Source organism: Salinimicrobium sp. WS361, assembly GCF_050750585.1.
Taxonomy (GTDB): Bacteria; Bacteroidota; Bacteroidia; order Flavobacteriales; family Flavobacteriaceae; genus Salinimicrobium.
This window is the reverse complement of record NZ_JBOJLM010000008.1, coordinates 184,372-201,973: the sequence shown is the minus strand read 5'-3', so window position 1 is coordinate 201,973 and position 17,602 is coordinate 184,372. Positions and strand designations below refer to the sequence as shown.

Genomic DNA, 17,602 nt, shown 5'->3' with positions numbered 1-17,602 from the left:
TTTAAGATATAGTCATCAGCATGATCAGCAAAAAAACTGTGTACGGAATGGGAGGGAAGGCACTGCCTGCAAGCCCCTTTTCTCGCTATAAATGTTTTATATTTGGTAATTCATACCTCTATAATTTTTTCAGGATGCCCGGCACAATTTCAACCAAAATAGAACTTCAGGAGAGAATTAAAGAGCTCAGCTGTTTATATGAGATATCTTCTATTATTAGAGATCATACAGGAGAGATTGCAGCTACGCTTCAAAAGATTTCAGAAGTACTAAAACAAGCCTGGAGGTTCCCCGAAAATGCCATTGTAGAATTGAAGTTAAACGGGTTTGAACATAGCACCGGTGAAATTCCGAAGAAAAACGTGGTGCAACAGGCATCAATTTATACTTTTAATGAAATTAACGGCAGTATAAAGATCTATTATCCCGATCCTAAATTCAGCCTGCTGTCTTTTCTGCCTGAAGAACAGAAACTACTCGAAAAAGCAGCCCAGGAAATAGGATCTTTTTACGAGAAAATAAAGCAAAAAGAGCAGGAAGAGCTGTTAAGGCGCACCGTACACCGCAATGACAGGTTAGCGATTCTGGGAGAGATCACTGCCGGGATTGCCCACGAGCTCAACACGCCTTTGGGTAACATTTTGGGTTTTGCCGAACTCATAAAAGACAGGGCCGAAAATGAGCAAACAAAAAAGGACATTGGCAAGATCATTAAAGGAGCCATTTACTCGCGGGAGGTAGTGAAGAAACTCATGTTCTTTGCCTGTGAAATTCCGCAGGAAATGAAGATCATTAGAATTCAGCCTATAATTGCACAGGCGCTTTCGCTTTTGAAACCGAATTTTAGAAAAGCAGGTGTAGAATGCCATTTTAGAGTGGTAGACAAGAGGATTGAGGCACAGCTGGACCCCATTCAGCTAACGCAGGTACTCTTTAACCTCCTGATAAATGCCCTGTATTTTTCTCCAGAAGGTTCGGCTATAGAAGTGAAGCTCTACCAGGATGATACCAGCTTTTTTATAGAGATTGCAGACGAGGGCCCGGGCATTAAAGAAGAGTTGAAATCAAAGATCTTTGAACCTTTTTTTACCACTAAACCTATTGGAGATGGATCGGGGCTGGGGTTAAGTGTGGTACATGGTATCATTAGAAGTCATAAAGGCAATATTGTTGCTTTTGATAACAAGCCCCAGGGAACAATTTTTCAAATTAGTATACCTCTTAGAAATTAACTTATGGCACTTCATAAAGAGAACGTTTTAATAGTTGACGATGATTATGATATGCTCGAGTTAATTCATCGCAATCTCAGTGCACTTCACTTTCACACTTACCGGGCGATATCTGTAAAAGAAGCTATAGAAATACTGAAATCGTCGCGAATAGACCTTTTAATTACCGATTTGCAAATGCCCGGCGTGAACGGCATAGAGCTTATAAAATATGCCGATGAACATTACCCGGAGATACCAAAACTGGTCATTACAGGATTTCCATCAGTAGACGGGGCAATATCGGCTATACAATCCGGGGCTTTAGATTACCTGGTAAAACCTTTCACCCAGGCCGAACTGAAATTGGCCATTGAAAAAAGTCTTCAGGAAAAAAGAAGCGACACCTTTGATCATAAAAAAGAAAAACCGGTTACCAATGCTTACGCCGGGATGATAGGCTCTTCGGAAAGTTTTGAGGAAATGATCGATGTTGTTGAGCGGGTAAAGAATAACAGGGCAACCATACTTATACAGGGAGAAAGTGGCACAGGCAAGGAGCTGGTGGCGCGTGCCATTCATTATAAAGGCGCTTATGCAGGCAACCCTTTTATAGCTGTGAACTGTGGCGCTATTCCTGAAAATTTACTGGAATCGGAATTATTTGGGTACGTAAAAGGAGCTTTTACAGGAGCAGGAGATTCGCGGCAGGGATTCTTCCAGGCAGCGGCAGGCGGAACCATATTTTTGGACGAAATAGGAACGGCACCTGCAAATATACAGACCAGCCTTTTAAGGGTTTTACAGGAAAAGGAAGTCAGAAGGATTGGAGCCCAGAAGTCAGAGAAAATAGAATTGCGCATCATCGCGGCAACCAACAGTGACCTTTACCAGATGGTTGAAAAAGGCACTTTTAGGCAAGACCTTTATTACCGTTTAAACGTGGTGAACATAATCACGCCACCGCTTAGGGAAAGAAAAGAAGACATACTTCCTCTGGTTCATAATTTCATTAAAAAGTACGGGGTTGAATATAAGAAACCCTTCGTGACAATTACAGATAAGGCGATGGAGTTGCTCACGAGATATACCTGGCCCGGCAACATCAGGGAGCTGGAAAATGTGGTGCAGCGGGCAATAATTTTGTGTGATAAGAATATTGACGTACAGGAAATCCCGAAGCATATAAAATTAGCCGAACCTTCTGCTGAAAGTGATGTGCAAAGATCTTTAAGGGAAGTGGAGAGAGAACATATTCAGAGGGTGCTGGCTTCGGTAGACAACAACAAAACAAAGGCTGCAGAAATCCTTCAAATCGATCGCAAAACCCTCAGGCAGAAGCTGAAGTAAAAACGGCATTTTTGAAGGGGTAGTTTTTTAGATGTTGAGAAAAATATATATCTGAATAGAACTTTCAACAAAATAAAAGGGTCCGCCAGCGGCAGACCCTTCAAAAAACTAATTAAATTTCTAAACTCTCGAATTTCTTTTTTTCATTTTTTTATCCTCGAGTTTCTTCTGAATTTTTTCCTGCTTTTTAGCCTTTAAATCTATTGTTGCAGGTTTTAAATTTCCTTTTTTCATGATTCTGGTTTAAAAATTATACATCTTGTTTGCCGGGGTGCACCTTTTTCACCGGGATACATCCATAGGTTTGGACGATTCCGTTTTAGAAAAGGTGCTTTAAGGCAGAAAGATGATTTTAATTTTTGTAGACCTGTTTTTCATGATCAAGTGAGCTGTTTTAAAGGCTGATGTTCCCGGACAATTTTCTAAAGAATTGCCTTAGGAATGCTGAACCTCCTGCATGTTTTCGAGTATGTATTTAAATACAAAACCTTTAACTATCTGAGACTTTTTTAAATGCTTCTGAAAAGAATTCTTTACATGCAGATGTTCCTGAACATATTGATTTTCGCACTGAACGTCATCGCATTCCCGAATATTCTCTGCCTTTAGTTTGTAATCTCTCAATATTTTTGAATTGAGGCTGTTCATTTCATGGATCTCCTGCAGTTGCTTTACCAGGAACTTCAAATCTTCTACATTTTTTTCAGTTTTAAAGAACGAACTCTTTTGGAGTAGCCTTAAATAAAAACCGATTTCCTGCTCCATGAAGCTGATGTTTTCCTGCCACAGCTTTAATTCTGAACTCATATTGAGCTTCAATATTTCTTCGTCTCTATAGTGGTTCTTCATTTCATTCATTACAGCGCTTCCAGTTTAAATGTTGTGTTAGACTGTTCTACTTCCAGTATTTTTATTGTTTTAATGCCCATGGGGAATTCCCATTCCACTTCATCTCCCTGGGCATAACCAAACAGGGCCAGACCCATGGGGGCGAGAATAGAAATCTTATTGTTCCTGATGTCACTTTGTTCAGGAACTACAATCTGGTAAGTTCTCTGTACATTCCACGGGGTCTCAATAGTTACATTAGAGTTGATACGTATAACATCGCCGGGCATCTTGTTATCTGGTAAGATCTTTACATCTTCCAGTTCCTTTTTCAGTTTATGAAGAGAAGACTTGTAGGTCTTGTCTTTATAATATGATTCTGTTGATATCAGGTTTCTTAAAAGCTCAAATTCTTTTTTTTCAATTATTATTTGCGTGTATTTCATAGCTGTCTCATTTATGGGAAAATTCCGCGTTGTACATAAGCCATTTCAATTCGGGCTATAGCAATGATGTAGGCTGCAGTACGCCAGTCTACCTGACGTTGGTCAACTTCGGTAGCGACATTTTTGAACACCTGGGTGATCTTTTTCTCGAGTTTTTCCATCACTTCGTCCAGTTGCCACAATTCGCCATTTCGGTTTTGTAACCATTCGAAGTAACTTCCTATTACTCCTCCCGAGTTACATAAGATGTCGGGAATAATAGGAATTCCCCTTTCCAGAAGAATGCTTTCACCTCCGTCATTGGTAGGGCCATTGGCGCCTTCTGCAATTAATTTCGCCTGAATTTTATAGGCGTTATCTTCAGTGATCTGGTTGCCCAAAGCAGCAGGAATCAATATGTCGCAGGCTAATCCGAAGAACTCTTCAGGATCAATTTCTTTGGCTTCAGAAAATCCTTCTATAGAGCCTTTTCTGGGTTTGGAGTGTTCAAATAAACTTTCAACATCAATACCTTCAGAATTGAATAAGGTGGCATGTGCATCCTGTACCGACAAGAGTTTGGCACCTTCCTTAACTAAGAAATGAGATGCCCAGTAACCCACGTTTCCAAAACCCTGGACGGTAAAAGTTTTGCCTTCAAGAGTTTCACCACGTGCCTCAAAGTATAATTTGATACACAAGAACACGCCGAAGCCTGTAGCCCTGTCGCGACCTTCGAGTCCACCTGAGCCCACAGGTTTCCCGGTAACCACGTGCTGATTCTGAGATCGCTCTGACGTTGATTTTGTTGACATGTAAGTATCCGCAATCCACGCCATAGTCTGGGCATTGGTATTGACATCGGGCGCAGGAATATCATGCTCGGGCCCAATATTTTCGCCCAATGCATAAGTGAACCTTCGGGTAATGCGCTCCAGTTCAGATAAGCTGTAGTTCCGCGGGTCTATTTGAATTCCACCTTTAGCACCACCGTAAGGTAAGCCAGCCAAAGAAGTTTTCCAGGTCATCCACATGGCCAGGGCTTTTGCGGCATCTACATCTACAGTAGGGTGATAACGCAATCCGCCTTTGTAAGGGCCCAGCGCATTGTTATGCTGAACTCTGTAACCTGTAAAGATTTCCACCTCCCCGTTATCCATCTTCACAGGAAAATGCACGATGAGTTCGTTGTTGGTAATAGCGAGGATCTTACGGATGTTTGGGTTGAGATCAATTAAGTCGGCTGTTTTATTAAACTGGTTTTGTACAGTCTTAAACATGCTCTGTTTATTATTCTTGTTAGCAGTAATCATATTTCTATTATTCAAAGTGTTCACAATTTTGTTTTCTTGTTTCTTTCCAGGTGCAGTGAGTTCTATGATCACAATTAAAACAGAGCCCCTTAAGAATTTCCTGGGGTAAGTTATTATTGACTTCCATTGTTTTAGAATTGATCATTCTTTTTTCAATTAGCATAGTAGTTCAAAATTTGTTTTGCATTCCTGAAGACAAAGCCTGTGCCTTCTTCAATAATTACTGAAGATGTAATTTGTAATTAACTGTAGTTCAATTAATTAATGACTTGTAAAAATAAAAAAAGCAAAGGATGGAGTGGGGAGAAATTACCCGGACGGGGAGAATTGTACCGGTGTCAAAAAGGGCATTTTAGAGGTGCTTTCCCGATGTAGATTAGAGGGAGATGGGATGGGTTGAGGCTTTTTATTTATCCTAACTGAAAAAGAAATTTAGAGGATAAGGAGAATTAAGACAACAGAAGCATTGGAATTTAAATGGAACTTTTGGTAAAAAAACACTTTTTCTTTTTTAAAGATTAACATCAATCCTTTTTTGATTTTTTAAGTTCCATATTTTATTCATTTTTTTTCCACTGTGGTTTTTCTGAGTCATTTGCATTATTTAGACATGTTATTAGAAGAATTATGAAATAGGGATTCAATAGCCTTTTATTCTATATGGAATTCTTATTTTTTTCTCAAGTCACTCACTATATTTCAAACATTTCTAATCCTTTTTTAACAAGAATTTAAATCTTTTTTTTGCTTTGGAGGAGAAAACAAATACTTTTATAGATTCCAAATTTGAGGATGATAGCTTAAAAGTGCTATTTACTATAGATGTAATACAATGAATAATTCTCAGAGAGAGGTAGAAGACAGGTTACTTGTAGAGCAGCTTCGGAATGGTTCTGAAAGAGCTTTTAAAAGTTTGTATGAGAAATACAGGAGGGATATTTATGCTTATAGCCGAAGTCTTCTAAAATCTGATGCCAATGCCGAAGAGATAGTGCAGGATGTTTTTATGAAACTATGGATGCATTCTCAGGATCTGAATTCAGAATTATCAATTAAAGCTTATTTATTTACTATAGCGAGAAACTTATCTTTTAACTTCCTGGCCAGGGCGGCGAACAATTCGTCTTTGCGAGAAGAAATATTCTACAGAAGTCAGACACATTCAGATTCAACCACGCACTCTTTGTTAGATTCAGATTATGAATCTATTAAAGAAAGGGCTATTGACCTGTTACCTCCTAAACGGCGGACAATTTTTCTCATGTCCAGAAAAGAGCACAAAAGTTATGAGGATATTGGTGCCGAATTAAATATTTCTGTGAGTACAGTGAAAACACAAATGTCAAAAGCCTTGAGCACACTTCGTGAATACTTGAAGTTACATACCGACCTTACTTTAGTTATCCTCACATTCTTTTTTCTCTAACCGGAATAACATTTTCTTAAGATTCTTCCTTAAATTTTTTTCTTGTCGAATCTCCTATGCATACTAGGATTTCTTAGTTTTTAGGATATCTAAACTGAAAATATTTAAAAAAAAATTCACACTGGAGTAGTACTTCAGGTTATTCCGGCTGTATTATATATATCAGGCTGATAATTTAAACAATGACCAAACCCAAAGATATTAAAGGATTACTTCACAAGTTTGTCTCCAACAAATGTAATGAGGAGGAAATTCAAACAGTGGTTAAATATTTTCAGAAGACCCAGTCCACGGAAGATTTTCCAACAGTAGAGGAAGTACTATTGCTTCTGGATGAGTATCCGGAAATGAATGATGAAAAAGCAGAGAAGATTTTTTCTAAGATTGTGGATAGTAGTAGATCGCAGAAAAGAAAAACTAGCTGGAGAAATGAATTCAGAAAGTACGCCGCAGTAGCAGTATTTACAGGAATTATTGCTATAGGTTATTTAAGTTACTATTCTTTGGGAGGTAGGGAAAGCTATCCCATACTAACTCCTGGAGATGAACAAATCACTTTGCAACTGGATAATGGTGCAGTAAAAGTGATCGGGGAGGAGTTCATTAATTTATCAGATGAGCAAGGAAAGATAATAGGTACAGGAGACGGTAGGCGTTTGGTATACAATCCAGGAACCACTGCTGTAAAATCTGAATATAACATTATAAAAGTTCCGTATGGAAAACAATTTGAATTGAGCCTTGCAGATGGTACCCGTGTTCATCTTAATGCGGGTACTTCATTTAAGTATCCAGTTAATTTCATAAAAGGAAAAAATAGAGAGGTGTTTTTAACAGGAGAGGCCTACTTCGATGTTGCCAGGGATGAATTACATCCTTTTATAGTAAACGCTGAAGCGTTGAAAGTAGAAGTTCTTGGAACAGAATTCAATGTTGCTGCGTATCCGGAGGATTCCCAGGCTTTTGTTGTTCTTGTAGAAGGCTCAGTTGGCATGTTCAGTGAAGGGGAGACATTCCAGGAAGATCAGGGAGAACTTCTTTCACCCAATCATAAAGGTAGTTTTAATAAAGAGCAGAATTCGTTCTCAAAAGAAGAGGTTGTGACCGGGGTCTACACTTCCTGGATTAAAGGGGAATTAATTTTTAGAGATGTAACCTTTGCTCAAATGATAAAAAGATTGGAGCGTCATTATAACATTCCAATTGTGAACCTTAAGGAAGATCTCACCGATGAGACCTTTAATGCTAATTTCGGAAATGAGCCTATCGAGAAAGTTCTTGAGTATTTAACCCGAATTTACCAGATTGATTATACTATTTCAGATAATCAGATAATTATAAAGAATTAACCCATAACCACTAAAAGTTCGAACATATGGAATATATCTGACCCCAAAAAAAAACCGGAAAATGGTGACACATTTCCCGATTTTGATAAGTGATTAAAATTTATAACCACCTAGAAACAACTTAAATTTATGAAAATTCTTTTTATCCTAAAAAGAAGTCCTCACTTTTTTCTTAAAGATTTTAGGAAAACGAAGCTGAGTATGCTCTTCATTTTTTCAGCCCTTTTTTCAATTCATGCCAATACCTCTTATTCTCAACAACAAAATGTATCATTAGATCTGGATAATGTTACCATCGAACGTTTAATAGATGAAATTGAAAGCAGGACAGACTTTCGTTTTGTCTACAAAACAGCAGATGTCGATCTAGACAGAATAATTTCTGTAAAAGTAGAACGAAAATTAGTAAAGAATGTTCTTGAGCAAATCTTTTTTAACACACGGACAAATTTCACTATAATAAATGAGCAGATCCTGTTAACTGCGAAAGAAGCCGCTGAATCCACTCCTGAAACACGTCCCTCAAATTCTAAAGAGCCTTTGCAATCCATTGTATCAGGAAGAATCTTAAATGAGATGGGAAATCCATTTCCTGGTGTGAACGTAATTTTAAAGGGTTCCGGAAGGGGAGTTATTTCAGATCTGGAGGGTGAGTACAGGATAGCCGCACAACAACAGGATACTCTTGTCTTCCAACACATCGGTTACAAGATTCAGGAAATCCCTGTTAACAATCAAATCCAGATCAATGTTACCATGGAACAGGAAATTGGAGAATTATCTGAAGTAATAATTACAGGTATATTTGAGCGTGACCCTAACAGTTTTAGTGGAAGTGCTGTTACTGTGACCAGTGAGGAACTTCGTAGAAGGGGAAATGCAAATGTTTTTCAGGCCCTTCAGAATATAGATCCCTCTATTGTTATCATGGAAAACTTTGATCTTGGATCAAATCCTAACGCATTGCCTGATATGCAGATAAGGGGGTCTTCTACTTTTCCTGCAGATAATCAAACCCAGGGGTTTAAGGGGAATTACCTAAAGAATCCTAATCAACCATTATTTATCCTTAATGGCTTTGAAGTTTCTGTAGAACGAATTTTCGATCTCGATTTCAATCGGATAAACAGACTTACAGTTCTAAAAGACGCAGCTTCAAAGGCGATGTACGGATCAAAAGCTGCAAACGGAGTTGTGGTAATAGAAACAGATGCGATTAGTGGAGAAGAAACGAGAATAACATATACCGCTAATTTTGATGTTCAATTGCCGGACCTGTCAAGTTATAATCTTACCAATTCCTTAGAAAAATTGGAGGCTGAGACTTTAGACGGCTATTATCTTTCCAGAAATGCAGATGATTATATTCAATTGCAGCAATTATATAATGCCCGTTTGAAACTGGCAAAGGAAGGTCTTAATACAGATTGGATGGCAATTCCTTTGCGAAATGCAATTGGAACCAGGCATAGCCTTGGTGTAGAATTAGGAGGTGACAATTTACGAATTCTTGCCAACCTGAATTATCAGCATGAACCTGGAGTAATGAAAGGATCCTATAGGGAAAACATCGGGGGAAGCCTCACTGCCATGTATAATGTTGAGAATTTAAAATTTAGAAATATTACAACTGTAATTGGTAACAAGGGACAGGAGTCTTCCTATGGGGAATTTAACGAATATGCAATGATGAATCCCTATTGGCGGGCAAGAAGTTTGGACGGTAGTATCCCTTATTATTCTGAAGTATTAGATGAGGATGCGGGTATTGTTTTTACCAATCCACTTTACAATTCTACATTGGATTTAAAGAATGAATCGGGTTATCTGAACCTTATAAATAATTTTTATATGGAATGGCAAATTGCCCCTTCCATTAAATCTATCACAAGAATTGGGATTGATCTCAAAAGAAGTGATGCTGACGAATTTTATCCCGCAGGTCATACGATGTTCGATACTTACACAGATACGGAACGAAAGGGGTCTTATCAAGTGAATAATGGAAAAAGCTCTTATTTCTCAGCAGACCAGAACTTTCAATATTCGAGAAATATATCTGAACACTTTATATTCTTCAATGCCGGACTTAACATAAGTGAGAATAAGTATAATGAAGTTCAACATCTGGCTGAAGGTTTTCCCAGCAGTAGATTGAATAATATAACATTTGCCAGAGCGTATGCACTGGATTCCAGGCCAACGGGAATTAGCGGGTTGTCCAGGGAGCTTGGCTTCTTAGGAGTTGGATCATATGTTTATGACAATCGCTTTCTTAGTGATGTTACCATTAGAACCAGTGCCTCCTCCCAATTTGGCGCTGATAAGAGATGGTCTACCTTTTGGAGTTTAGGTCTTGGCTGGAACTTGCACAATGAAGAATTTTTGAAAGATTCTTTTGTAAGTCAATTGAAGATTCGAGGTTCCCTTGGTTCTACAGGAAATCAGAATTTCAACGTCAACCAGTCGATTATTACCTATGCCTATTATCAGGATAAATTCTACCAGGGATTTCCAGGTTCTTATCTTTTGAAGATGGGAAATCCGGATCTGCAATGGGAAACGAAATTCGATTATAATGGAGGTATTGATGCTAAAATTGGAAACTTTAATTTGAAGTTGGACTATTACCAAAGTTATACAGAAAATCTTATTTCAGACATAACCCTTCCTTATTCTACGGGTTTTAATAGTGTAAAGGAAAATCTGGGTAGAGTTAAGAATACCGGAATTGACGCTAACGCTTCTTACCTGGTTTGGTCTCAAGGAAATAATTTCATCAACCTCAATTTCGGTATTGCTACAAACAAGAATGAAATTGTGGAGCTTTCCAATGCTCTAAAGAGCTTTAACGAGAGACAAAATGAGATTGCTGCCGACACTGAAAACAATAAACCAGTATTGAAGTATGAGGATGGTATGTCAATGGACGCTATATGGGCAGTTCCTTCCAAAGGAATAGACCCGGCTACTGGACGTGAGATATTTGTGAAAAGAGATGGTAGCCTTACTTATGAGTGGGATGCAGATGATATGAAGGTTGTCGGAAATAATAATCCAGAATATCGGGGGATTTTCGGAGTTTCAGGAGAGTATGAAGGATTTGGATTAAGTGTAACAGCGCGGTATCTCGGCGGAGGACAAATCTACAATCAAACGCTTGTCGATAAAGTAGAGAATGTTGACATGAACTATAACGTTGACAGACGTGTATTGACTGGCAGATGGCAGTACCAGGGACAGGAGACCCGTTTCAAAGGATTGAGGGTATATGACTATGAAAGAGGAATGTACACTTTTGTAAATGAGATGACCAGACCTACCTCACGTTTTGTTCAGGACAGACGGGAACTTGATTTGGCTGCGATCAATGCATATTATGAATTTAAAGAGAATGTCACAGATATGTTAAGAATAGAGAGACTTAGGTTAAGTTTCAATATGAATAATGTAGTGAAATTCTCTTCTATTGAAATCGAACGGGGAACATTGTATCCTTTCTCCCGTACCATGTCTTTTTCTCTAACCACTAATTTTTAATCAGAGATCATGAATAATAAGAATATTATAAAAACAGTATTAATACTATTATTTGTAGTCGTTAATACGGGCTGTGAAAGCGATTGGTTTGATGAAGAATCCAGTATGCAATTAAGTGCTGAGGAACAATTTGAGACTAGCGATGGATTCAAAGATGCACTAATAGGAGCCTATCTTGGTATGACTGCTGAAGAACTATATGCCGAAGATATGACCTGGAACATGGTAGATTTATTAAGTCAGCAATATGCTGCACTACCGGTTCAGGGGGTCTATTCCAGTATACAACAATTTAATTATGAAAGTGTGCGTTCCTCTGGTCAAATAGAGGGGATTTGGTCAAAGGCTTATAATGTCATTGCCAATATTGATCTGGCTCTGGAAATGACTGACAAAAATCGAGGAGTTCTCGGAGAGATAGATTATGCTCTAATACGGGGAGAACTTCTGGGACTAAGAGCTTTTCTGCATTTCGATCTATTGCGTTTATTTGGTCACGGAAACTTAGAAAACAGGCAGGGTTTAATGGGAGAATATACAATTCCTTATGTCAAAACCTTTTCCAAGAACGTTACTCCCCAGCGAACCTATTCAGACACCTTTGAGCTTCTTCACGAAGATTTGGAGGAGGCTCTTGGTCTCTTAAACTCGGATCCTGTTTATAACGAGGAGCGTCCAGAAGATTATTTCAATGATGCTAATAGAGAAGGCTTTTATGATAACCGGGAACAGCGCATGAATTATTACGCAGTGAAAGGTTTGCAGGCAAGGGTTTTTCAATGGGAGGGAGAGCAACAAAAGGCCGCCAATGCAGCAGAGGAAGTAATACAAAATTCTTTTGCCCAATTAATAAATTCAGAAACCTATCCGGTTGCATCAGACAAAATTTTCTATCAGGAACTTTTGTTTTCTCTTGATATTGATGCCTTTGCAGATATTATTAATGATCAACTCACAGCTAATACGGAAGCTAGCAATAACGTAAATGCCGTTTATTACACTTCCTCATATGTGAGACAAATATATGAAACAGATAGTATTACAATAGGATTGGCCGATGTTCGATTTAATACATTCATGGAAACCCAATCTAAAGGAGTGGCGAACATCAAACTACTCCAACGCAACATTTCCACCGAAACATTTAACCAAATGCCATTGATCAAGCTTCCCGAGATGTATTATATCGCTGCTGAGGCAAATGCTAAAACTGGTAACCTGGGGAAAGCTATTATGTATATAGAAGAAGTTCGTAAGAGTAGAGGTATCCTGAATAATCTTTCTGTTAATTCAACAGTAGAAGAGATCCTTGCAGAGGTAAGGAAGGAGTATCAGAAAGAGTTTCTTACTGAGGGACAACTCTTCTATTATTATAAGAGGACGGGTGAAACGAAAATTCCCGGGATAAATAATTCCAATATTATTCCTGATGATGATATCTACGTACTTCCCTATCCCGATAATGAAATAGAATTTGGTAACAGGTAACAGAATCAAATAATTAAAGTAAAAGAAACGATGAAAAATATATATACTTTCTTAATAGTCATGGTGCTGGGATTTTTCGGGGTATCCTGTGAGCGGGATGAGATTGGTGCCTTTGAGGCTGAACCTGCTGTGAATTTTGTTAATGATTCTATCCAGTATTCCTTTGTCCAGAATCCTTCAAATGAATATCTCTTGGAAGTTCCGGTTAATATATTAGGAAATAGCAGTGCTGTTGACAGATACTTTGATGTACAGATCATAGATGATTCTCTCACTACTGCTAACCCAGAACTTTATGAAATTATTGAGGCAAAAGTACCGGCAGGAGCTTTTAGCGGGAATTTGATAATTAAATTAAAAAAATCTCCGGTTTTAGATGACACCTCAGTGTCGCTGCATGTCACTTTAGTTGAGTCGGATGATTTTTCTACAGGGATTCTGGAGGCGAGTTCGACTAAAATAATCTGGAGCAATAAGATAATTATCCCTGCCTGGACTTATTTCCGTTACTTTTTTACAAGTTATCCAAGCACCAAAGCTTACCGGATATTCATAGAGGTTACCGGGATGACTACGTTTAGCATAAACGATTACCGAGATTTAGGAGCGACAGGAGCTCAGGCTTTAGGAAAGGCTTATGGTGATTACATTCGTGCATATAATGCTGAACATCCCGATGCACCGCTTGTTCATGATGATGGACCTAATGAAGGAGAGCCTATTATTCCCGTGTATTAAATTTGAAAAAGTGAGGGATTTAAAATTTTAATAAAATATGATCTTATGAAAACTCTTATAAAAATAATGGCACTATGTTTTGTTGCCGCTCTTCTGCATTCCTGTTTTAAGGATGAAAGCACGCTGGATGTAAACACCATAGAAGGTGTGGAAATTGATACTTCCGGAATAAGCAATCTTACCATTTACCAGTTTGAAAATCTTATTGTAGAACCAGATCTGGTAACAGATGGCCTGGCTGAGGAGAGGCTCTCCTATGAATGGAAAATTAATCTAGAACCCGATGATACTGTATATCAGGTACTAGGGGAACAACGAAACCTTAATAGTGAGATTATCTTTAGTTCCACGGAACCGGGTGATTTTCATCAATTGGTTTATACGGTAACTGACGGGCAAACGGGCATAGACTATATTATGACGTGGCCTTTAAGGATATTGAATAGTATTGGTGAAGGTATTGTCGTGGCAGAAACACCTGATGGAATAAACACGGATTTGAGTCATATAATGAGTCCAGAGGTAACGCCTGATTTTGCTTCAACTGATGTAAAGCACAATGTATTTTCAACCCTTAATGGGACTACTATTCCTGGTATTACTAAACAGTTAAAAGGTTATACGATCTTCGGTGAAAATGCAATAATAGGAATTACCGATGAAATGATTTATAAAATTAACCCGTTGGATTACAGTTTGGCCGGGACTGATGGTGGCTTATTTTACGTAGCTCCTGAGTCTTTTAATCCACAAAAACTGGATGCGGTAAATCAGGGAAGTATTATAGTGAATAATGGAGAACTTACTTCTACTTTCTTAGGTGTATCCCGAAAATTTGGAGTTCCATTCACATCAGATTATGATGTGCCGGAAGTTTTTGCTGTAAATCCAGCTGCCAATCCTGCAGTAACCTTAAATTTTTACAGTGAAGAATTAGAACGTTTTATATACCAACCTTCGCTTACTCAATTTGGGGATAGAACAATGCATTTGATACCTGGTGATGAAGGTGCAGAATTTGATCCGGCTAATCTTTCAGGAAAGAAAAATCTGGCTGCAAGCGCAGGCACCAATGGGAATTTCCGTCATGTTTTACAAGATGAGGCATCAGGGGAAGTTGGATTGTATATTTTTGATGGGGGACAAAGTATTTATCCAGATATTTTCCCACCCGCACCAATAGCCTATTTTGATCTAAGTCAGGCTCCTGAAATTAATGAGGCGCAGTATTTTGCTTTTTTGGATGATCAACGAATACTTTATTACGCGACCACAACCAAAATTTATGCAGTTTTATTTGCGTCATCAAGTTTGCAGGTAGAAGAACGCTATACCTTGCCTGCAGGGGAAGAAATAACCACTTTACAGGTCTACCAGCAGGCAGATTATCCATTTAGAAGTACAGATGATTACTTGCCGCTGAACAACGATGCCCTACTAATGTCCTCATATGATAATACTCAAGGTAAAGTGTATCTGTTACCTCTTATTAATACTGGTTTAGGTAATGTGGATACTTCAAATATTACGAGCTATGAAGGTTTTTCCAGAATCACAGCTTTAGGAATACAACTTTAATTTTTTTATGATGTAAGGTGATCTGGCAGCATTTATCGATGTTGTCAGGTTCACTACATCCTAACCTCACCTATTAATGAAGAAAATACTGAAAATAGCCAAGTTGGAATTGAGCCTTTTGTTCTATTCTCCAATTGCATGGTTAATCCTAATAATATTTATAATTCAATGTGGAGTCAACTTTGTTGAACTTCTCGAAGCCCGTGAAGCTCAGCAACAACTGGGATACCCAGTGAAGGGATTGACCATGGACATCTTTGGAGGGAATCAAGGCTTTTTTGCCGCAGTGCAGAATAAGCTATACCTGTATATTCCCTTATTGACCATGGGACTAATGAGTCGTGAGTTGAGTAGTGGATCCCTAAAACTTCTTCTTTCTTCTCCTGTCACTAATCGACAGATAATTCTGGGTAAGTTCCTCTCCATGATGCTCTACGGTTTCCTGTTAGTGCTTGTATTAATGTTGATCGTAGGTTTCGGAGCCTTTTTCATTGAGAACCTTGATTTTAAATTCTTAATTGGGGGAATTCTGGGATTGTACCTTCTTATTTGCGCATATGCCGCTATTGGTCTATTTATGTCTAGCCTTACTTCCTACCAGGTCGTAGCAGCCGTTAGTACTTTAGCAGTTCTCGCAGCCCTTAATTTTGTTGGTGAAATTGGGCAAAGTATAGATTATGTAAGAGATATAACCTACTGGATATCCATTCAGGGGAGAGCAGACAATTTTATAAATGGTCTCATCAGTACTAAAGATCTTATCTATTTTATTCTGGTGATAGGTTTGTTCCTCCTCCTTACTATTATGAGATTAAACAGTGGTAGAGAAATTCGGTCTTCAATGGTAATGGCAACCCGGTATGCTTTAGTAGTGATTGTGGTTTTGTTTATAGGATATTTCAGTTCACTGCCGGCTTTCGATGTGTATTATGACACTACCAGATTTAAGGAGCAAACCCTAACGCAAAACAGTCAGGAACTTCTTGAAAAACTTGAAGAGCCTCTCACAATTACCACATATGTGAATGTATTAAATGTTTGGGCAAATGTGGGGGCTCCCAAATACCGGATCATGGACCTCAACCAGTTTGACAAGTACACACGATTTCTGCCGGATTTGGAAATGAGGTATGTTCCTTATTACGATTATTCCCTTAACAGTAGGGATAGTACAGAGAAAACTTTAGAAGAAAGAGGTAGGCAGGCTGCAATTGCTTATGGATATGATTTCGAGGATCTTCTCACTCCGGAAGAAATAAGGGAGCAAATCGACTTGGTGCCCGAACTCAACCTATTTGTAAGAACTGTAGAATACGAGGGTAGGAGCACGTTTCTCAGAATGTTTTTTGATATGGTGACATACCCTGAAGAAGCAGAAATTTCAGCTGCAATAAAACGTCTCTTACAGGAACCTCCGGTTGTAGGAGTCCTTTCGGGAAATGATGAAAGACGAATTGACCTCACCGGCGACAGGTCTTATAAAGATCTGACCAATACAAATAATTCTCGAGGAGCTCTTATTAACAAAGGGTTTGATGTTGTAGAAATTGCCATTGACAGTGTGCAAGAAATTCCTATAGATCTTGCTGCTTTGGTGATCGCAGATCCTTTTAATACATATTCTGAGGAACAGGCGCAGAAAATTAACAATTATGTTGAAGCAGGCGGTAATATGCTTATCGCGGGGGAACCGGGAAAACAATCTCTCCTAAATCCAATCATCGAACAATTTGGCCTCACCTTTAAAGAAGGAATGTTACTGCAGGAGAGTGAAAAGTTTGAGCTGGATTTGATACAGGCTGAAGTTGCTGAAGAGGCATCCAAAATAGGAATAGAGTTCGAAAATGAACATGTTATAAGTCTACCTGGCGCAGTGGGAATTTCTATTAATTCCGATAAGAAATTTAATGTAATACCTGTACTCAAAGCTGATTCGGATGCCGTATGGAACAAGTCTGGAAATTTTGATCTTGAAACTGATACCATTGTATTTGATCCTCAAACAGATTTAAGAAGCGAAGCTCCGTTAGCAGTTGCTGTTACCCGGAAATTTGAAGATAAACAACAGAAAATAGTGGTGATTGGAGATGCGGACTTTATGAGTAATGGAGAGTTGGGAAGGTTTAATCTAAGACCCAGAAATTACGAATTCACATTTCAAATGTTTAAATGGTTTAGTGACGGGGAATTTCCCGTTGATACATCACGTCCGGAACCTATTGATAACACCATTCAGGTTTCAACGGAAGGAATATCATGGTTTGAGTTGCTTTTTATAGGTGGCATACCGGTTGTACTTGGATTTGCAGGAGCCTTCACTCTTGTGAACAGGAAAAGAAAATAAGGAATTCATATT

The 17,602-nt window shown here is 38.5% G+C and carries 12 protein-coding genes; 9 read left to right on the top strand and 3 right to left on the bottom strand.

What is annotated here, in order from left to right; genetic code table 11:
• Positions 1–134: 134 nt before the first annotated feature.
• Complete coding sequence (locus ACQ93I_RS10525; RefSeq protein WP_431698480.1) at positions 135–1,232, top strand: sensor histidine kinase; 1,098 nt, start codon at positions 135–137, stop codon at positions 1,230–1,232.
• A 3-nt stretch (positions 1,233–1,235) separates the two neighbouring features.
• Positions 1,236–2,561 carry a sigma-54-dependent transcriptional regulator gene (locus tag ACQ93I_RS10520; RefSeq protein ID WP_431698479.1) on the top strand — a complete coding sequence of 442 codons (1,326 nt, stop codon included), beginning with the start codon at positions 1,236–1,238 and terminating at the stop codon, positions 2,559–2,561.
• A 435-nt stretch (positions 2,562–2,996) separates the two neighbouring features.
• On the opposite strand, the gene ACQ93I_RS10515 is transcribed toward ACQ93I_RS10520, so the two are convergent.
• Genes ACQ93I_RS10515 through ACQ93I_RS10505 form a run of 3 tightly spaced genes read right to left on the bottom strand, consistent with a single transcriptional unit; the run spans position 2,997 to position 5,094 of the window.
• Positions 2,997–3,419: a hypothetical protein gene (locus ACQ93I_RS10515; RefSeq protein WP_423819357.1), complete on the bottom strand. Its 423-nt coding sequence runs from the start codon at positions 3,417–3,419 to the stop codon at positions 2,997–2,999.
• The gene (locus tag ACQ93I_RS10510; RefSeq protein WP_423819356.1) at positions 3,419–3,835 is read right to left on the bottom strand and encodes a GreA/GreB family elongation factor; all 417 of its coding nucleotides are present in this window, start codon (positions 3,833–3,835) and stop codon (positions 3,419–3,421) included. Before ACQ93I_RS10510 ends, ACQ93I_RS10515 begins: the two co-directional genes overlap by 1 nt.
• Before the next feature lie 11 nt (positions 3,836–3,846).
• Entirely contained in the window at positions 3,847–5,094 is a 1,248-nt protein-coding gene (locus ACQ93I_RS10505) for a Glu/Leu/Phe/Val family dehydrogenase (RefSeq protein WP_431698478.1), read from the bottom strand.
• Positions 5,095–5,959: 865 nt separating this feature from the next.
• Here ACQ93I_RS10505 and ACQ93I_RS10500 point away from each other — a divergent pair.
• The 7 genes from ACQ93I_RS10500 to ACQ93I_RS10470 all read left to right on the top strand — a co-directional run bounded on the left by ACQ93I_RS10500 (position 5,960) and on the right by ACQ93I_RS10470 (position 17,590).
• A complete protein-coding gene (locus tag ACQ93I_RS10500) occupies positions 5,960–6,553 on the top strand; it encodes an RNA polymerase sigma factor (RefSeq protein WP_431698477.1) in 594 nt (197 codons plus the stop codon).
• 182 nt (positions 6,554–6,735) lie between these two features.
• Positions 6,736–7,902 (top strand): FecR family protein, encoded by a 1,167-nt coding sequence (locus tag ACQ93I_RS10495; RefSeq protein WP_431698476.1) that lies wholly within the window; start codon positions 6,736–6,738, stop codon positions 7,900–7,902.
• 201 nt (positions 7,903–8,103) lie between these two features.
• Positions 8,104–11,442 carry a SusC/RagA family TonB-linked outer membrane protein gene (locus ACQ93I_RS10490; RefSeq protein WP_431698475.1) on the top strand — a complete coding sequence of 1,113 codons (3,339 nt, stop codon included), beginning with the start codon at positions 8,104–8,106 and terminating at the stop codon, positions 11,440–11,442.
• 9 nt (positions 11,443–11,451) lie between these two features.
• Positions 11,452–12,930, top strand: coding sequence for a RagB/SusD family nutrient uptake outer membrane protein (locus ACQ93I_RS10485; RefSeq protein WP_431698474.1), 1,479 nt, complete (start codon positions 11,452–11,454; stop codon positions 12,928–12,930).
• A gap of 30 nt (positions 12,931–12,960) precedes the next feature.
• Positions 12,961–13,668 carry a DUF4843 domain-containing protein gene (locus tag ACQ93I_RS10480; RefSeq protein WP_431698473.1) on the top strand — a complete coding sequence of 236 codons (708 nt, stop codon included), beginning with the start codon at positions 12,961–12,963 and terminating at the stop codon, positions 13,666–13,668.
• Positions 13,669–13,713: 45 nt separating this feature from the next.
• Positions 13,714–15,246, top strand: coding sequence for a PKD-like family lipoprotein (locus ACQ93I_RS10475; protein WP_431698472.1), 1,533 nt, complete (start codon positions 13,714–13,716; stop codon positions 15,244–15,246).
• 76 nt (positions 15,247–15,322) lie between these two features.
• On the top strand, positions 15,323–17,590 hold the full coding sequence (locus ACQ93I_RS10470; protein ID WP_431698471.1) for a Gldg family protein: 2,268 nt from the start codon (positions 15,323–15,325) through the stop codon (positions 17,588–17,590).
• The last annotated feature ends 12 nt before the right edge of the window (positions 17,591–17,602 follow it).